A 14,918-nucleotide genomic window follows, 5' to 3' on the forward strand; every position below is an offset into this window, starting at 1 on the left:
ACGACCGTGGCCCCCTTCCCGGGTGGGAAGGGGGCCACGGTGTTGCTCAGAGCTTGGCGAGGCCGGGCCTCAGCTTCTCCAGGACCCACGGGATGTCGTAGACCGTCGGGTAGCGCAGGGCCGAGATGGTCTCCATGTCGAGCACCAGGTAGTCACCCGACTTGACCTTCGCCACGAGCTGGTTGCTCTCGAAGGCCTGCTGCAGGTCCGGCGAGGTGAACGCGATGACCACGAGGTCCGCGGCCAGCTTGTCGTACTGCTCCGGGGACAGCGAGCCGGTGGGGCTGCCCGAGTCGTTCTGGCCGAGGCCGGCGACCGACCGGCTCAGCTTCAGGCCCAGCGACTGGATCGTCCGCACGGCGAAGTCCTGCTGCGACACCAGGGTGAAGACCTTGCCCGCGGTGTTGCCGACCGAAGCGGTGAACGTCTTGCCCGCCGCCTTCGGGTAGTCGGCCTTCACCTTGTCGATGGCGGCCTGCGTGGTGCTGATGACGTTCTGCGCCTCGCCGGTCTTGCCCAGCGCCTTCGCCGTGACCTGCACGTGCTCCTGCCAGGTCTGCGCGCCCCACTCGGTGGCGTAGCCGACGGTCGGCGCGATCTTCGACAGGTTCGCGTACTCCTGGTCGAGGCCGTAGTCGGCGGTGGCCAGGATCAGGTCCGGGGTGAGCGCGCCGACCTCCTCGGCGTTGACGCCGTTGGCCGCGTTCACGATCTTGGTCTTGGCCGGGTCGAGCTTGCCTCGCAGGTACGACGGCACGCCCGCGGAGCCGGACTTGTCGAAGTACGCCACCGGCGTGACGCCCAGCGCGAGCGCCGCGTCGAGGTCGTCGCTGGAGGTGCCGATGACGACGACCCGCGAGGGCGCCTTGTCGATCGTGGTGGTGCCGAACTTGTGGGTGATCGTCACGGGGAAGGCGGCCGGGTCGGCCGACGCCGGCGCCGCCGCGGACGACGAGCTGTCCTGCACGTCGCCGCATGCGACGAGGCCGAACGACACGGCGCCCGCCAGCAGCAGTGCACCGAGAATTCTCCTACGGGACATGGGAAGACGTCCTTCGGGTCAGGTTGCGGGGTTGCCGTCGACGGCCTTGGCGAGCTGGGGGACGAGCTGGTCGAGCAAGTACGGCAGGCTCAGCACGGACACGAAGGACATCGCGCTGCCGAACTCGCTGTCGTCGGGGACGAGGACCTCGCGCTTCTGCTTGGCGACGTCGAGGCCCGAGTAGAGCTTGTCGGCGTCGAGGGTGGCACGCGTGTCGGGGCCCGCGAGCCACACGAGCGCCTTGACGTCGAGCAGATCCGCGCGCTCGGCGGAGATGTTGGCGCCGAACTTGTTGCCGATGACCTGGTCGAGGTCGGGGGGAAGGGCGAAACCGAGCGCGGCCAGCACCCGCGAGCGCGGATCCTCGCTGCCGTAGACGAAGTAGCCCTGGTAGACGGTGGCCACGAGGGCTGTCGCACCCACGAACTGCGGGTTGTCGGTGCGGGCCTTGGTGAACTGTCCCTCCACATCGGACACGAGCTTGTCGGCGTCCGCGGACCTGCCCAGCACCTTGCCGACAGTGCGCACCGAGTCCTGCCACGGGATGCCGTAGTCGGCGTACTCCTTGGGCTGTGCGATCGTCGGGGCGATCTTCGACAGCGTGTCGTACTGCTCCTGCGTGAGCGCGGAGTACAGGCCGAGGATGAGGTCCGGCCGGAGCGCGGCGATCTTCTCGTACTGCGGGCCGTCGGTGTTGGACAGCACTTCCGGCTTCGCGGCGGTGCCGAGCTTGTCCTGCGCCCACGGCCCGATCGCGCCGGGGAAGTTGCCGAGCCATTCGGTGGTGCCGACGGGCACCACGCCGAGGGCGAGCAGCGCGTCCTGGTCGGTCAGGCCGACGGTGACGACGCGTTTCGGGGCGGAGTCGACAGTCGTGCTGCCGTACTTGTGCGCGATCGTGACGGGATAAGCGCCACCGGCGGCGCCCTGCGGTTGCTGAGCGGTGTCGTCGCCGCCGCATCCGGCCACGGCGAGTAACGCCGAGACCAGTGCACCGGCCAGCACCGCCCGCCGACGCGGGAGGAAAGAGGTCATGCTGGTTAGGTTTGCCTACCCAAAGTTTCTAGTCAAGGCGCGATAGCTCACGGAGCCGGACGAACCGGACCCGACCTGGCGCTTCCGGTCACCCCGCCGTGACCAGGTCGTTATGGGCCCGCTGCTCGCGCGAGCGCCCACCCGCGTTCTGCTCACAAAGGTAAGGCTAGTCTAAGTTCGTGGCCGTGAGCACTCCGCAAGCTTCCGGGCAGCGCTCGTCGTCGCGGGCGTTCGGCCTGGTCGTCGGGCTCGCGCTGCTCGCCTTCGCCTGCCTGGCCAGCCTGTGGGTCGGCGCCAAGGGCATCCCGTTCACCGCCACCTGGGACCTGCTCTGGCACAACGACGGCTCCAGTGAAGCGGTGATCATCCACGACCTGCGCGTCCCGCGCACGCTCCTCGGCCTGCTCGTCGGCGCCGGGCTCGGGCTGGGCGGCGCGCTCATGCAGGCGCTGACTCGCAACCCCCTGGCCGACCCCGGGCTGCTCGGCGTGAACATGGGCGCCTCGGCCGCGGTGGTCGTCGCGATCGGGTTCCTCGAGATCACCACCCTCACCGGCTACCTGTGGTTCGCCCTCGCCGGGGCGGCCGTCGCCGCGGTGCTCGCCTACCTCCTCGGCACCGCGGGCCACGGCTCGGCCGCCCCGGAACGGCTCGTGCTCGCCGGCGCCGCCGTGACCGCCGTGCTGTTCGCGTTCGTGCAGGCGGTGCTGCTGCTGAACCCGTTGACCTTCAACCAGTTCCGGTTCTGGGACGTCGGCTCGCTCGCCTCCCGCCGGATGGACGTCGTCGCGCAGGTCGCGCCCTTCATCGTGGCCGGCGTCGTCCTCGCGCTGTCGCAGGCCCGTGCGCTCAACGCGCTCGCCCTCGGCGATCAGGCGGGCAAGGCGCTGGGCGCGCACCTCGGCCGCACCCGCGCGCTCGTCGCGGTCGCGGTGACCCTGCTGTGCGGCGCGGCGACGGCGGCAGCCGGGCCGATCACGTTCGTCGGACTCGCCGTGCCGCACGCGGCACGCCTGCTCGTGGGCCCGGACCAGCGGTGGGTGCTGCCGTATTCGATGGTCCTCGCGCCCATCCTGCTGATCGGCTCGGACATCGTCGGCCGGGTCATCGGCGGGGCCGAGGAGGTCGAGGTCGGCATCGTCACCGCGATCATCGGCGCCCCGGTGTTCGTGCTGCTGTGCCGCCGCCGGAAGCTGGCCCGGCTGTGACCGCGCTGCGTGCCGGGCGGCTGTCCGTCCGCCTGCACCCGCGTGCCGTCGTGGTCGCGATCGCGCTGGCGGTCGCGACCTTCGCGATGAGCGTGGTCGCGCTGACGACCGGCGACTACCCGCTCTCGATCCCGGACGTGGTCAGGACCCTTTTCGGCGACGGCCCGCCCGGCGCCGGCTTCGTCGTGACGACGTTGCGCCTGCCGCGCCTGCTGACCGGGCTGTTCGTCGGCGCCGCACTCGGCGTGAGCGGCGGGATCCTGCAGAGTGTCTCCGGCAACGCGCTCGGCAGCCCGGACGTCATCGGATTCACCCAGGGTTCGGCCGTCGGCGCGTTCTTCGTCATCCTCGTGCTGGACGGCGGCATGCTCGCCGTCTCGGCCGGCGCGCTCGTCGGCGGTGTCGTCACCGCGGTCGTGCTGTACCTGCTGTCCTACCGCGGCGGGGTGCAGGGGCTGCGGTTGATCCTGATGGGCATCGGGGTCAGCGCGATGCTGCTCGCGATCAACTCCTACCTCATCACGCGCGCGTCGCTGCAGGACGCGATCGTCGCCCGGTCCTGGCAGGTCGGCGGTCTCAACGGCCGCGAATGGGGCCACGTCACGGTCGCCGGCCTCACCCTCGCCGTGCTGCTGCCGATCGCGCTGGCGTTCGGGCGCCGGCTGTCGCTGCTGGAGCTGGGGGACGACAAAGCGCAGGCGCTGGGCGTGCGGACCGAGCGGACCCGGCTCGTGCTGCTGGCGGTGAGTGTCGCGCTCGCGGCGTTCACGGTCGCCGTGGCGGGACCGATCGCGTTCCTCGCGCTCGCCGCCCCGCAGGTCGCGCGGCGGCTGTCGGGCACGGCGGGCCCGGCACTGGCGACCTCCGCGCTCATGGGTGCGTTCCTGCTGGTGACGAGTGACTTCGTGGTCCAGCGGCTGTTCGGCTCGCGGCTGCCGGTCGGCGTGGTCACCGGCGCGGTCGGCGGGCTGTACCTCGCGTGGCTGCTGGTGCACCAGTGGCGCCGTCGCGCCTGATTCCGGCCGGCTGCGGGCCTGGAATCCGGCAAGATGGCACTTCGTGGGCGACTCTCCTCGGCAACCGGCGCGTGCGGCGATGCCGCCGCTGACCGGCCGGACGCTGCTCTGGATCGCGGTGTCGATCGTGGTGCTCACCGCCGCGATCGTGACGGCCCTGTGGTGGGCAGGCACCCGTGGCCTGACCGGCGACCAGCTGGTGACCGCGCGGTTCGACGCCCTGAAGATCGGGTTGAGCGTCGGGGTCGGCAGCGGTGGCCTGCTGGCCCTCTACCTGGCCTGGCGGCGGCAGCGCTCCACCGAGGACACTCTCGCTCACCAGCAGGAAGTCGCCCTCGACAACCAGGCCGACGCGCTCGAGCGGCGGATCACCGAGCTCTACACCAAGGCCGCCGAACAGCTCGGCTCCGGCAAGGCCCCCGTTCGCCTCGCGGGCCTGTACGCGCTCGAACGCCTTGCCCAGGGCACCGAGAGCCAGCGGCAGACCATCGTCAACCTGCTCTGCGCGTACCTGCGGATGCCCGACGAGGTCGGCGGCACCCAGGAACGTGAGGTCCGCCTGACCGCGCAGCGCATCCTGGCCCACCACCAACGTCCCGGCTTCGACAGCGAACACCCCGCCGAGACCTTCTGGCCCGACGTCGACCTCGATCTCACCGGCGCCACCCTCGTCGACGCCGACTTCAGCCACTGCCGGCTGCGCGCGCCCCGGCTCGGCGGCGTGACGTTCGCCGGACCCGCCGGTTTCGACGAGACGACCTTTCTCGGCGACGCGCGGTTCGAGGACGTGACCTTCACGGCGGAGGCCCGCTTCGACAACGCCACCTTCACGAGGAACGCCTGGTTCGACGGAGTGGTCTTCACCGGAAAGGCCGGGTTCGAGAAGGCGGCCTTCGCGAGGAACGCGCTGTTCCGCGGGGTGACCTTTCCCGCGGACGCCGTGTTCCGAGGGGGCGGCTTCGCCAAGAACGCCTGGTTCGGCAAAGCGACCTTCACCGGCAACGCGGATTTCCGGGAGGCCACGGTCGCCAAGACCGCCCAGTTCTCCGGGACGACCTTCAGCGGCGACGCCTGGTTCGGCAAGGCGTCCTTCGCCGGGAACTCCGACTTCCGCGGCGCCACCTTCACCCGGAACGCCGTCTTCCGGGAGGCGGCCTTCACGATGACCGCGCTGTTCTGCGGAGCGGCTTTCCGCCAGGAAGCCGGGTTCCGCGGCGCCGCCTTCGCCATGGACGCCGATTTCAGCGGAGCCGTCTTCAGCGGGGACGTGCGGTTCATCGAGGCGATCTTCTCCCGCGACACGGAGTTCCGTGGTGCGGCGTTCGACGGGGAGGCCGGGTTCCGTGGCGTCACCTTCAGCCGGTCCCCGCGCCTGCAGCGGGTGAAGTTCGCCAACGGGATCCCGTCCGAGGTGGCGCAGTGGGTGTCCCCGGCCGAAGCCGTGCCTGACTGACACGCGACGGTGCCCCCTCACCGCCAGGGCGAGAGGGCACTGTCGCTCGAAAACCGTTATGCCGCCTGGGCAACCGGGCTCGACGCCGGGGTCAGCGCCAGGTCCAGCACCTCGCGGACGTTGGCCACCGGGTGCACGTCGAGCTCGGCCAGCACCTCCGCGGGCACGTCGTCGAGGTCGGGCTCGTTGCGCTGCGGGATGATCACCGTCTTCATCCCCGCCCGGTGCGCCGCCAGCAGCTTCTGCTTGACGCCACCGATCGGCAGCACCCGCCCGGTCAGCGACACCTCGCCGGTCATCGCCACGTCCGCCCGCACCACGCGGCCCGACAACAGCGACGCCAGCGCCGTGGTCATCGTGACCCCGGCCGACGGGCCGTCCTTGGGCACCGCGCCCGCGGGCACGTGCACGTGGATGCCGCGCTCCTTCAGGTCGCCGACCGGCAGCTCCAGCTCCGCGCCGTGCGAACGCAGGTAGGACAGCGCGATCTGCGCCGACTCCTTCATCACGTCGCCGAGCTGACCGGTCAGGGTCAGCCCGGTGCCGCTGGACTCCGGGTCCGCCAGCGACGCCTCCACGTAGAGCACGTCACCACCGGCGCCGGTCACCGCCAGGCCTGTGGCCACGCCCGGAGTGGAGGTCCGCTGCGTCGAAACGGGCAGCGATGACTCCGGCAGGTGCCGAGGCCGGCCGAGGTAGCCCTGCAGGTCCTCCGTGTCCACGGTGATCGGCAGCGACACCTCGTCCAGTGCGACCCGGGTCGCGATCTTGCGCAGCACCTTCGCGATGGTCCGGTTGGCGTTGCGGACGCCGGCCTCACGGGTGTACTCCGCTGCGATCCGGCTCAGCGCGGCTTCGGTGAACCGCACGTCGTCCGTGCCGAGACCCGCCCGCTCCAGCTCACGCGGCAGTAGGTGGTCGCGCCCGATGATCACCTTCTCGTGCTCGGTGTAGCCGTCGAGGGTGACCAGCTCCATCCGGTCCAGCAGCGGGCCGGGGATCGTCTCCAGCGCGTTCGCCGTCGCCAGGAACACCACGTCCGACAGGTCGAGCTCGACCTCCAGGTAGTGGTCCCGGAACGTGTGGTTCTGCTCCGGGTCCAGCACCTCGAGCAGGGCCGCGGTCGGGTCGCCGCGGTAGTCGGCGCCCACCTTGTCGACCTCGTCGAGCAGGACGACCGGGTTCATCGAACCGGCTTCCTTGATGGCGCGGACGATCCGGCCCGGCATCGCGCCGACATAGGTGCGCCGGTGCCCGCGGATCTCCGCCTCGTCCCGCACGCCGCCGAGTGCGACGCGGACGAAATTGCGGCCCATCGCCTTGGCGACCGACTCACCGAGCGACGTCTTGCCGACGCCCGGAGGGCCGACCAGCGCGAGCACGGCGCCGGAGCGCCGCCCGCCGACCTGGCCCAGCCCGGCCTCGGTCCGGCGGTTGCGCACCGCCAGGTACTCGATGATGCGTTCCTTCACGTCGTCCAGGCCCGCGTGGTCGGCGTCGAGCACCGCCCGCGCGCCCGCGATGTCGTGCACGTCGTCGGTCCGGGTCTGCCACGGCATCTCCAGCACCGTGTCCAGCCAGGTCCGGATCCAGCCGCCTTCCGGGGACTGGTCGGAGGTCCGCTCCAGCTTGTCCACCTCGGCCAGCGCGGCCTTGCGGACGTGCTCGGGCAGGTCGGCCTTCTCGACGCGGGCGCGGTAGTCGTCCTCGTCGTCGGCCGAACCGTCCAGCTCGCCCAGCTCCTTGCGGATCGCCTCGAGCTGGCGGCGCAGCAGGAACTCCTTCTGCTGCTTCTCCATGCCCTCGGCCACGTCCTTGCGGATCGTGTCGGTGACCTCCAGCTCGGCCAGGTACTCGCGGCTCCATTCGAGCGCGCGCTCCAGCCGGGCCGCGACGTCGAGCGCGCGCAGCAGTTCCAGCTTCTGGTCCAGGTCCAGGTACGGCGCGTTGCCCGCCAGGTCGGCGATCGCCGACGGCTCCTCGAGCTCCTGGACGGCGTCGATCATCTGCCAGCCGCCACGCTGCTGCAGGATCGAGATCACCACGGTCTTGTACTCGGCGGCGAGCGTCTTCGCGCGCTCGTCGCTCAGCTCCGGGGCCTCCTCGGTACGCACCCAGCGGGCCGCGCCCGGCCCGTCGCCGGTCTCGCCGACCACCGCACGGCCGGTGCCGCGCAGCAGGACGGCGGCCTTGCCGCCGGGGATCCGGCCGATCCGCTCGATGGTCGCCACCGTGCCCAGCTCGGCGTACTCGCCGTGCACGCGCGGGACGATCAGGACCTCGGCCTTGGCGGCCGGAAGCGAGCGGATGCCCGGGAACGACGGCGTGCTCGGTGCCTTGGCCTGCGCGGACTCCACCGCGGCGCGGGTCTCGGCGACGTCGAGCTCGAGCGGGACGATCATGCCGGGTAACACGACGTCGTCGTCGAGGGGAAGCAGGGGCAGGAGCCTGATTTCGGTCATCGGGACGCTCCTTCGTAGTTGAGTCTGCTCTGCTCAACTTCGTCGCGTCCCGATTTGTTTCCGCAGGTAGTTCGCTATGAGCGAGCAGCCATCCGGGAATAAGATCAGCGCGGTCGTTCGGCCGCTCCGCACCAGCCGAACGGCCGTGCGCGGCGCTCGGCGCGGTTCAGCGGCCGGTCCGCGCGCCAGTCCGCGGGCGGCACCAGGCCCGGCTCGACCATCGGCCAGCCGCCGAACCAGGACTCGATCTCCGCGCGCCGCCGCACCCACAGCGGGTTGCTGGTGCGCTGGTAGGCCTCGGCGAGCTCGTGCACGGCGGCCGCGTCCTCCGGCGGCAGGTTCTCGTCCGTGAAGTGCGAGACCGCGAGCCAGCTGCCGGGCGCGAGGCGGCCCCGGTAGCGCGCGACGATCTCCTCGGGACGGTCGTCGCCGCCGATGAAGTGCAGCACCCCGATCAGCAGCAGGCACACCGGCTGCCCGAAGTCGAGCAGCTGCCTGGTCGTCCGGTGCTTGAGCACGGCGTCGACGTGCCGCAGGTCGGCCTGCACCAGCCCGGCCCAGTCGGTCGCGCCGTCCTGCTCCAGCAACACGGTCGAGTGCGCGACCGCGACCGGCTCGTAGTCGACGTACACCACGGACGCCCGCTCGCCCGCCGGCAGGTTGTCGCGGACGATCTCGTGCACGTTGCCCACGGTCGGCACGCCCGAGCCCAGGTCGAGGAACTGCCGGATCCCCGCGTCCAGCGCGGCCTGCACCAGTCGGCCGAGGAAGTCCCGGTTCTGCCGGGCCAGCTCACGAGCGTGCGGGAACACTTCGACCGCGCGCTTGCCGAACTCCCGGTCCACCGCCCAGTTCTGGCTGCCCCCGAGATACCAGTCGTAGATCCGGGCCGCGGACGGCTTCTCGGTGTCGACCCCGGCGGGAGCCTTCGGCGCGGATTTTCGACCTTCACTCACACGAGTGATTGAATCACGGCCGTCACGCGGAGCGCGGTGTTTGAGGGCGGTGGGTGACGGGTGGGGGCACAGCGGGTCGTCTGTACCAGTAGGTCCACAACGGCCGGTACCCCTGCGAGTACCAGAACGGGGTGGATCGCGGGTTCGCGAGCGCGTGGTGCAGGAGCACGGCGTCGACGCTGACCTCGTCGAACAGCTGGTGCGCGTGTGCCGCCAGCGCGGTGCCCACGCCGGAGGACCGGGCGGCCTCGGCGACGTGCAGAGAAGAGAGGTAGCCGACGCGGCCGGCCGAGACGTACGGCGAGACCCAGCTCGTTACCGGCGGGAACTGCAGCTGCAGCAGGCCGAGCGGGCGACCGTAGAGCTCGGCGATCCACACCGTCGGCTCGGTCCGGTCGAGCTGGTCCGCCAGGTCCGCGGCGAGCAGTTCGTCGGCGTTGCCGCGCAAGGTGACGAGGCCGAACTGCGCGTCGTACCGCTGCAGCTCGGTGTACAGCTCGACGGCCGTGCCGAGATCGCCCGCCTCGGCCGGCCGGATCCGCACGCCCGGTTCGGTGGCGGGCCCGGGCGTGCTCAACCGGTCGGCAGGACGGACGGCCAGCACCCGTACCGGCGCGAAGCCGTGCCGCAGCAGCTCGGCCGAGCCCGCGGAGTCACGGCTGGGCCGGGGGATGACGGCGGCGGTGTCCCAATCCCCAGGGGGCGCCACGTCAGCGAGGTGTTCATCCCATCGCGTGAGAATCTCGGCCAGGGATTCGCCAGGTGCGGGTCCGGCGAGATGTACCGTGAGCCGGTACTCCACGAGCGCCCGCCACAGAGAGTCACGGGACCGCTCGCCCACCTCGCTTCGCGTCGCGAAACCGTCCGCGGCCGAGTCCCCGTTCTCCGCCCGGAACCGGCCGACGTGCTCGCCGTTCCCGGCGAAGGGGTCTGACGAGGGCAGGAGTGAGTCCGCACTGTTCAACCTGGTGGCGTGCGCCGTTGCGAGCGCCTCCCTATTCATGCGCGTATTGAAGACCCCTTACTCGATCAAGGTGACAGCAGGGCCGGTTACCGCTCGTCATCGAAAAAGAAAGCGGAATGGGCGCCGGTTTCACCCGGTAGTCACCGCAGCTCACCGCAGTTGGCACGTTGTTAACTATGGGGTGATCTGATGGGGCCGGAAAGAGGCTGAAGTACGCCCTCCGGGGTACAGTGGCACCCTCATTCGTGCGGTGATCATTACGAGTGCTGGGTGCAGGCGCAGTGGGGCCTTGGGCGGGGAAGGAGGTTGCATGCCGGGCACTGGCGGCTCGCCGGATGCTTCCGTTCCGGTGGTGGCCGGCACCGATGCCCGCCCGCCGTCGGTCGACGCGCGTGGCGACGAGCGGCGGTTCCGGCTCTACACGCTCACAGTGCTCACCTTCGGCATCCTGGCCGCGATCGTGGTCTCCCTGCTCTGGCTCCCCTTCGAGGGCACGCCGCAGCTGTGGTGGATCGGTCCCGTGCTCGCGTTGTCGTTCCTGCTCGCCGAGCAGCTCGGCATCAACGTCGACGTCCGCAGCGGCATCTCGTGGACGATCTCCTTCACCGAGATACCACTGGTCATCGGCTTCTTCGTGGCTCCGTTCGAGGTCGTGCTGATCGCCCACCTCGTCGCGGGAATCAGCACCCTGCTGGTGCGCCGGGTGTCCGGCCGGGTGCTCTACAACGCCGGCGCGTTCCTGCTCGAGATCACCAGCGGGTTCGCGGTGGCCGGACTCGTCCAGCACGCGATGGGCAGCACCGGGATGACCTGGCCCGCCGCGCTCGCGGGCACCCTGACCGCGCCGCTGGCCAGCACCCTGCTCGCCCTCGCGGCGGTTCGCGTGCTGCGGCGGCGGATGCGCATCGGCACCGCGCTGCGGCTGACCGGGCGGATCCTCGTGGTCGGGTTCGTCAACGCCTCGGTCGGCCTGAGCGGCTACCTCGTGATCGTCGGCACGAGCAACGCCTGGCCGCTCGTGGTCGCCGTCTTCCTCGGACTTTCCGCGCTGTACTGGGCTTATTCGGATCTGCTGCGCGAACAGCGCGACATGGAAGCGCTTTCCGACGTCAGCCTGATGGTCGCCAGGTCGGGTCAGCAGGCGGCCGCCCGCCCGGCCAGCCGGGTCGACGACCTCACCGGCGGGGTCAACGCCAGCGACTGGTCCACGATCGCCGAGCGCATCAAGGACCAGCTCTCCGCCGCGCGGGTCGTGCTGCGGCTGCGGCTCGAACCGACCGCCGCCATGACCACCGTCGTCGCCGGGGAACCGTTGCCGGCGGGCGAGATGGTGGGCGAGGACGCGCTGGTCCGGCTGCCCGGCTCGCACGTGCGTCACTTCCGCATCACCGAGGCGAACGCCGAGGTCTCCTCCGCGCTGCTCGACCGCGACGCGCAGGAGGCGCTCGTCGTGCCGCTGTGCAGCGCCAACCAGCTGCTGGGCGTCGTCGAGGCGCACGACCGGCTGTCGCGGTGGCGCGGGTTCGGCAAGTACGACGTGCAGTTGCTCGGCACGATGGCCAGCCACCTCGCCACGGCGCTGGACAACCGCCGGCTGCTCGCCACCCTGCGCCACGACGCCTACCACGACCCGCTGACCGGGCTGCTCAACCGGCCGGGCTTCCGCCAGGTCGCGCGCCAGCCGTTGCGCGACCGGCTGGACTCGGCGGTGCTGCGGGTGGACCTCGACGTGTTCTCGACCGTCAGCGACGCACTCGGCTACACCTGGGCGGACCGGATGGTGATCGCCGCCGGGCGGCGGATCCGCGACGCGCTCGGGCCGGACGTCCCGCTGGCCCGGCTGGAGGGCGCGTCCTTCGCGGCGCTGCTCGTCGGGTACCACAGCACCCAGATCCACGACGTGGCCGAGCGGCTGCGCGCGCAGCTTTCGGCGCCGTACCCGGTCGACCGGCTCACCGTCGAAGCGAACGCCATGGTCGGCTACGCCACCCCCTCGATCGAGGACAGCGCCGAGAGCACCGACATCGACGCCCTCCTGCAACGGGCCGACGTCGCCGTGCGGGCCACCCGCGGCGGCGAGGAGGTCCGCGGGTACGTGCCGAGCATGGGGCAGATCTTCCTGCGCCGGTTCCAGATGGTCACCCAGTTCCGGCAGGCCCTGGAGGAAGGCCAGCTGAGCGTGCACTACCAGCCGAAGATCTCGTTGCCGAGCAAGCAGCTGCTCGGCGTCGAGGCGCTCGTGCGGTGGGTGCACCCGGAGTTCGGCAAGCTCGACCCGGACGAGTTCGTGCCCGCCGTCGAGGCGGCCGGGCTGATCGGCGTGCTGACCGGGTTCGTGCTGGAGCAGTCGCTGATCCGGGTGCGCAAGTGGATGGACGAGGGGCTGCGGATCTCCGTGGCGGTCAACCTGTCCGTGCGCAACCTCGCCGACGTCGACTTCCCGGCGAAGGTCGTCGAGGCGCTGCGGCGCTTCGACGTGCCGCCGGAGCTGCTGACGTTCGAGCTGACCGAGTCCGGGGTGATGGCCGACCCGCAGAAGGCGCTGCCGATCCTGCAGGAGCTGCACGCGCGGGGCATCGTGCTGGCCGTCGACGACTTCGGCACCGGGTACTCGTCGCTGGCCTACCTGCGGCGGCTGCCGGTGGACGAGGTCAAGATCGACAAGAGCTTCGTCCTCGGCATGGGGACCGACCTCGGGGACCTCGCGGTGGTCCGGTCCATCGTGGAGCTGGGCCACTCGCTGGGGCTCACGGTGGTCGCGGAGGGTGTCGAAGAAGACATCGCGCGGGACCAGCTCGAGGCGATGGGTTGCGACGTGGCGCAGGGGTACCTCATCTCCCGCCCGCTCGCCGAGGACCGGCTGGAGGCCTGGCTCCAGGCGCGAACGGCGAGGTCAGCGGGCCGGCAGCGGGAGACGATCCTGACGCTGCTGACGTAGGCACCCCCGGTGCGCACCGGTGTCCGCCGATTGTGTAATCTCTTCGAGGCTTCAACGTTCAGGCGTTGATCCGCCCCTTTAGCTCAGTCGGCAGAGCGTCTCCATGGTAAGGAGAAGGTCTACGGTTCGATTCCGTAAAGGGGCTCGCGAGTGGGTGTAGTCTGTCCACGGGAAGCGTGGACCTGACTCGCTTCGCAGTGTCCTCTGGGGGCCTGGCCCCCAGACCCCCGCCAGGGGGGCAAGTCCCCTGGACCCCCCGCTGGTGGCGGGGTTCGGAGGGCCGGGCGCGGACAGGGCGGTGTAGCTCAGTTGGCAGAGCAAGCGGCTCATAATCGCTGTGTCGCCGGTTCAAGTCCGGCCACCGCTACCGGGATTCGAGTTTTGTAGAGAAAGGCGTAGCCGTGGCTTCCACCGACGTGCGACCGAAGATCACCCTGGCGTGCGAGGAGTGCAAGCACCGCAACTACATCACCAAGAAGAACCGGCGTAACGACCCGGACCGCTTGGAGATGAAGAAGTTCTGCCCGAACTGCGGTACGCACCGGGTGCACAAGGAAACCCGCTAGCCCTCAGTACCCTTCGAAACCGCCCTGGCCCTCCCGCCGGGGCGGTTTTGCTTTCCGGGGCGCCGCCGCTACTGCGACGCCACCCGGCCGCCGCGGCGGGTGAACACCACGTCCCGCGCCGTCCGCAGGGCCGTGGCGATCGCGCCCGTCAGGGCGGCGTCCTCGCCGAGCTCGCCCGGGACGATCTTCGGACGCAGCGGCGTCGCGTGTGCCAGCGCCCTGGTCAGCGGCTCCGACAGCAGGTCCGTGTTCTTCCCGATCCCGCCTCCGAGCACGACCAGCGCCGGGTCGATCACCGCCGCCACCGAGGCGACCATGAACGCCAGCCGCGTCGCCTCCTCCTCGACCGCGCTCATCGCCCGCGCGTCGCGCTCGCGGGCCAGGCGGAAGACGTCCTTCGCGGTGTGCACGACCAGCCCCCGCGCCGCGGCCATCTCCACCACGGAATGTGCCCCCGCGGCCGACTCGAGCATCCCCTCCCGCGGCGGCTGCGAGGGCGGCGGCCATCCATACGGCAGGTACCCGACCTCGCCCGCCGCCCCGTGCGCACCGCGGAAGAGCGCCCCGTTGACCACGATGCCCATCCCGATGCCGGTCCCGACCGTCGCGCACACGAACACGTCCACGCCCCGCGCCGCCCCGGCCTCGTGCTCGCCCACGGCCGCGAGGTTCGCGTCGTTCTCGACCACCAGCTCCGTGCCCAGCACGGAGGACAGCTCGTTCAGCAACCCCTTGCGTTCCCAGCCCGGCAGGTTCGGCGCGCGCCGCAGGGTCGCCGAGCGGTGATCCGGCACGCCCGGCGTGCCGACCACCGTCGCGACGATGTCGTCGAGCCGTAGCCCCGCCTGCGTGACCGCGGCCTCGACCGAGGAGCGCACCGATCGCATCAGCGCGCCGGCCGACCGCGCCCTGTTCCGCTCGTCGACTCGCGCCACCACGGTGCCGGACAGGTCCGCCACGGCCACCCGCACGAGCCCGCGCCCGATGTCGACGCCCAGCACGTGCCCGGCGCCCGGGTTCACCTCGTAGACGACGGCGGACCGGCCGGGACCGGAGATCGTGCGGCCGGCGGTGCGCACCAGCCCGTCCTGTTCCAGGTCCAGCAGGGCCTGGCCGACGGTCGGCTTGGACAGGCCGGTGTCGGCGGCGAGCCGCGGCCGGGTCGCGGCGCCGTGGCGGCGCAGCCGTTCCAGCACCGCGCGCTGGTTCAGCTCGCGCATGCTCGCCGGAGTACCGACCTCCAAGTTCCACCCCTGCCTTCGTCGACGTCGGACCGCC

The 14,918-nt window shown here is 71.1% G+C and carries 11 protein-coding genes and 2 tRNA genes; 7 read left to right on the forward strand and 6 right to left on the reverse strand.

Annotated features, from left to right (window positions below; translation table 11 throughout):
- Positions 1 to 46 precede the first annotated feature (46 nt).
- Together LWP59_RS02835 and LWP59_RS02840 are read right to left on the reverse strand one after the other, a co-directional pair.
- Positions 47 to 1,042 carry an ABC transporter substrate-binding protein gene (locus LWP59_RS02835; RefSeq protein ID WP_144643628.1) on the reverse strand — a complete coding sequence of 332 codons (996 nt, stop codon included), beginning with the start codon at positions 1,040 to 1,042 and terminating at the stop codon, positions 47 to 49.
- An 18-nt stretch (positions 1,043 to 1,060) separates the two neighbouring features.
- Entirely contained in the window at positions 1,061 to 2,077 is a 1,017-nt protein-coding gene (locus tag LWP59_RS02840; RefSeq protein ID WP_144643627.1) for an iron-siderophore ABC transporter substrate-binding protein, read from the reverse strand.
- Positions 2,078 to 2,256: 179 nt separating this feature from the next.
- Between LWP59_RS02840 and LWP59_RS02845 the strand changes: the two genes are divergently transcribed.
- From LWP59_RS02845 to LWP59_RS02855, 3 genes are read left to right on the forward strand one after another with little or no spacing between them, the layout of a single operon-like run.
- Positions 2,257 to 3,285 (forward strand): FecCD family ABC transporter permease, encoded by a 1,029-nt coding sequence (locus tag LWP59_RS02845; RefSeq protein WP_144643626.1) that lies wholly within the window; start codon positions 2,257 to 2,259, stop codon positions 3,283 to 3,285.
- Positions 3,282 to 4,301 carry a FecCD family ABC transporter permease gene (locus tag LWP59_RS02850; RefSeq protein ID WP_229858566.1) on the forward strand — a complete coding sequence of 340 codons (1,020 nt, stop codon included), beginning with the start codon at positions 3,282 to 3,284 and terminating at the stop codon, positions 4,299 to 4,301. Before LWP59_RS02845 ends, LWP59_RS02850 begins: the two co-directional genes overlap by 4 nt.
- Positions 4,302 to 4,344: 43 nt before the next feature.
- Positions 4,345 to 5,754, forward strand: coding sequence for a pentapeptide repeat-containing protein (locus LWP59_RS02855; protein WP_144643625.1), 1,410 nt, complete (start codon positions 4,345 to 4,347; stop codon positions 5,752 to 5,754).
- Positions 5,755 to 5,810: 56 nt separating this feature from the next.
- Here the strand turns inward: LWP59_RS02855 and lon are convergent, their stop codons facing one another.
- The 3 genes from lon to LWP59_RS02870 form a co-directional block, all read right to left on the reverse strand.
- Entirely contained in the window at positions 5,811 to 8,216 is a 2,406-nt protein-coding gene (gene lon / locus LWP59_RS02860) for an endopeptidase La (protein WP_144643624.1), read from the reverse strand.
- 104 nt (positions 8,217 to 8,320) lie between these two features.
- On the reverse strand, positions 8,321 to 9,172 hold the full coding sequence (locus tag LWP59_RS02865; protein ID WP_144643623.1) for an SAM-dependent methyltransferase: 852 nt from the start codon (positions 9,170 to 9,172) through the stop codon (positions 8,321 to 8,323).
- 22 nt (positions 9,173 to 9,194) lie between these two features.
- On the reverse strand, positions 9,195 to 10,175 hold the full coding sequence (locus LWP59_RS02870; protein WP_144643622.1) for a GNAT family N-acetyltransferase: 981 nt from the start codon (positions 10,173 to 10,175) through the stop codon (positions 9,195 to 9,197).
- Between the two features lie 271 nt (positions 10,176 to 10,446).
- Between LWP59_RS02870 and LWP59_RS02875 the strand changes: the two genes are divergently transcribed.
- The 4 genes from LWP59_RS02875 to rpmG all read left to right on the forward strand — a co-directional run bounded on the left by LWP59_RS02875 (position 10,447) and on the right by rpmG (position 13,640).
- On the forward strand, positions 10,447 to 13,074 hold the full coding sequence (locus LWP59_RS02875) for a putative bifunctional diguanylate cyclase/phosphodiesterase (protein WP_144643621.1): 2,628 nt from the start codon (positions 10,447 to 10,449) through the stop codon (positions 13,072 to 13,074).
- Between the two features lie 72 nt (positions 13,075 to 13,146).
- A tRNA-Thr gene (locus LWP59_RS02880) sits at positions 13,147 to 13,219 on the forward strand.
- Positions 13,220 to 13,368: 149 nt separating this feature from the next.
- A tRNA-Met gene (locus LWP59_RS02885) sits at positions 13,369 to 13,441 on the forward strand.
- 34 nt (positions 13,442 to 13,475) lie between these two features.
- On the forward strand, positions 13,476 to 13,640 hold the full coding sequence (gene rpmG / locus LWP59_RS02890) for a 50S ribosomal protein L33 (protein WP_144643620.1): 165 nt from the start codon (positions 13,476 to 13,478) through the stop codon (positions 13,638 to 13,640).
- 68 nt (positions 13,641 to 13,708) lie between these two features.
- On the opposite strand, the gene LWP59_RS02895 is transcribed toward rpmG, so the two are convergent.
- A complete protein-coding gene (locus LWP59_RS02895; protein ID WP_144643619.1) occupies positions 13,709 to 14,860 on the reverse strand; it encodes an ROK family transcriptional regulator in 1,152 nt (383 codons plus the stop codon).
- Positions 14,861 to 14,918: the final 58 nt, after the last annotated feature.

The organism is Amycolatopsis acidiphila (genome assembly GCF_021391495.1).
In the GTDB taxonomy this organism is placed as follows: Bacteria; Actinomycetota; Actinomycetes; order Mycobacteriales; family Pseudonocardiaceae; genus Amycolatopsis_E; species Amycolatopsis_E acidiphila.

Coding starts and splice junctions, on each gene's coding strand:
- lon (WP_144643624.1), bottom strand. CDS start 8,216: ATGACCGAAATCAGGCTCCTGCCCCTGCTTCCCCTCGACGACGACGTC.
- LWP59_RS02875 (WP_144643621.1), top strand. CDS start 10,447: ATGCCGGGCACTGGCGGCTCGCCGGATGCTTCCGTTCCGGTGGTGGCC.
- LWP59_RS02870 (WP_144643622.1), bottom strand. CDS start 10,175: ATGAATAGGGAGGCGCTCGCAACGGCGCACGCCACCAGGTTGAACAGT.
- LWP59_RS02895 (WP_144643619.1), bottom strand. CDS start 14,860: ATGCGCGAGCTGAACCAGCGCGCGGTGCTGGAACGGCTGCGCCGCCAC.
- LWP59_RS02840 (WP_144643627.1), bottom strand. CDS start 2,077: ATGACCTCTTTCCTCCCGCGTCGGCGGGCGGTGCTGGCCGGTGCACTG.
- LWP59_RS02835 (WP_144643628.1), bottom strand. CDS start 1,042: ATGTCCCGTAGGAGAATTCTCGGTGCACTGCTGCTGGCGGGCGCCGTG.